2 protein-coding genes are annotated in these 2,448 nt (G+C 48.9%); one reads left to right on the top strand and one right to left on the bottom strand.

Annotated elements, in window-relative coordinates; translation table 11 throughout:
* A partial coding sequence (gene leuC / locus AACP44_RS08995) for a 3-isopropylmalate dehydratase large subunit (RefSeq protein WP_339340192.1) occupies nucleotides 1–1,413 on the bottom strand: 1,413 nt, incomplete at its 3' end.
* A 163-nt stretch (nucleotides 1,414–1,576) separates the two neighbouring features.
* Here leuC and AACP44_RS08990 point away from each other — a divergent pair.
* Nucleotides 1,577–2,448: LysR family transcriptional regulator (locus tag AACP44_RS08990; protein WP_339340191.1), on the top strand; the 872-nt coding region annotated here is incomplete at its 3' end.

Below are 2,448 nucleotides of genomic sequence, written 5' to 3'. Positions count from 1 at the left end.
ATCGCGGACATCAACAAAGTGACCGGCGATAGCGGCAGCGGCAGCCATGGCGGGACTTACCAGATGAGTCCGGCCACCAAAGCCCTGACGGCCCTCAAAGTTTCTGTTCGAGGTCGATGCACAGTGCTCACCCTCACCCAACTTATCTGAATTCATCGCCAGACACATAGAACAGCTTGGCTCTCGCCACTCCATACCCGCCGCTAAAAAGATTTTGTCTAAACCTTCTTTCTCAGCCATGGCTTTAACTAAACCTGAACCGGGAACCACTAGTACACGTTTAACGTTATCGGCCACCTTATTGCCTTTGGCAACAGCCGCGGCGGCGCGTAAATCTTCAATCCGCGAATTAGTGCAAGAACCAATAAACACACAATCGAGTTGTATATCAGTAATCGCCATACCGCCGGTTAAACCCATATATTCAAGCGCACGCTCGACAGCAGCCTTTTGAGTGGGATCAGTAATCTCTTCCGGCTTGGGTACCACACCATTTACGCCAGCCACCATTTCCGGCGAGTTACCCCAAGTTACCTGAGGAATAATCGAGGCAGCATCCAGTTCAACTACACGATCAAATTCAGCGTCGTCATCACTATGCAACGTATTCCAGTACTCGACGGCCATATCCCAATGCTCACCCTTGGGTGAAAACGGACGACCTTTAACATAGTCCAAGGTGATTTGGTCAACAGCAACCATACCGACACGAGCACCCGCTTCAATCGCCATATTACAGACCGTCATTCGGCCTTCCATCGACATAGCGCGAAACACACTACCGCCAAACTCAATGGCATAGCCGGTGCCACCGGCAGTACCAATAGCTCCGATAATAGCCAGAATTACATCTTTTGGTGTCACGCCGGGATTTAAATCGCCCTCGACCTTAACCAACATATTGTTCATTTTTTGCTGAATCAAACATTGAGTCGCCAACGCGTGCTCAACTTCTGAAGTACCTATACCATGAGCCAATGCACCCAAAGCGCCGTGAGTTGCCGTATGTGAATCACCACAGACAACGGTCATACCGGGTAAAGTGGCACCCTGCTCCGGCCCGATAACATGCACGATACCCTGACGAATATCGTTGATCTCAAATTCGGTAACACCAAATTCATCACAATTATCATCGAGCGTTTGCACTTGTATTCGAGAGATATCTTCAACAATTCCGGCAACACCGCCATCACGCTCAGATTTTAGCGAAGGCACATTATGATCCGGGGTAGCCAGATTGGCATCGGGGCGCCATAACGGGCGGCCAGCCAAACGAAGCCCCTCAAATGCCTGAGGTGAGGTAACTTCATGCACTAGCTGACGGTCGATATAGATTAATGCGGTACCATCGTCCCGTTGCTTGACCACATGGGCATCCCACAACTTGTCATAAAGGGTTTTACCAGCCATTTGTCACCTCGGCGCTGTATTGATTGACGACATCATTGTACGAGTTGGATTAGAGCTGGGATTTTAAGCGCCTCTTTTTGATAAAACAAATTCATAATTTTTATAGATTGGATAACCATAAGGAATCATATAATATTCCACCCTGTCAATATCCGGAGTCGCTATGGAAACCCAACATTTACAAGCCTTTGTCGAAGTGGCTAGCTCAAAATCCTTCTCGGAGGCCGCCGAGGTACTGCATATTACCCAACCAGCGGTCAGCAAACGGATTGCCGCACTTGAGAGCCAGCTCGACTGTAGGCTATTTGATCGGATTGGTCGGACGGTGCAACTTACCGAAGCGGGCATCGCCCTGCTACCCCGAGCCGAGCGTATTCTCAATACCGTGCAGGAAGCCAAGCGCAGCATCGTCGACCTGCAGGGTGAAGTTAGCGGCGAACTGAGTATTGGTATCAGCCACCATATCGGCCTGCATCGGTTGCCACCGATTTTACAGTCCTTTAACCAGCGCTATCCAAAGGTGCATTTTGATATCGATTTTATGGATTCAGAAGAAGCCTATGAGCAGGTTATGCACGGGCGGATTGAGCTGGGTGTGGTAACGCTTGATCCCACCGAAAATAGTCCATTAGTGCGTCAACCGCTATGGCAGGATGATTTAGTGGTGGTTATTGCCTCAACCCACCCTTTGGCCAAACTGGAAAGCGTTAACCTTGCCACTCTTAGTGAATTTACAGCTATTTTGCCTGGGCTGAATACCTATACCGGGCAAATTATAAAAGCCCTGTTTCAACAGCATGGCTTAAAGCTCGAGGTATCAATGGAGACCAATTATCTCGAGACCATTAAGATGATGGTTTCGATTGGACTTGGTTGGAGTGTGTTGCCCCACAGGATGGTCGATAAGAGTTTAAAGACGCTGGATATAGCCGATATCAAACTGCAACGCACACTGGGTTATGTATTTCACCAGAATCGCAGTTTTAGTAATGCTGCTAGCGCCTTTGTCGAGGCGTTGGATGCCAATCGTGATCA

It is taken from the genome of uncultured Oceanicoccus sp., from assembly GCF_963968385.1.
In the GTDB taxonomy this organism is placed as follows: Bacteria; Pseudomonadota; Gammaproteobacteria; order Pseudomonadales; family Dasaniaceae; genus Oceanicoccus.
The sequence above is the reverse complement of the archived record's forward strand: the minus strand, read 5'-3'. Positions and strand labels throughout refer to the sequence as shown.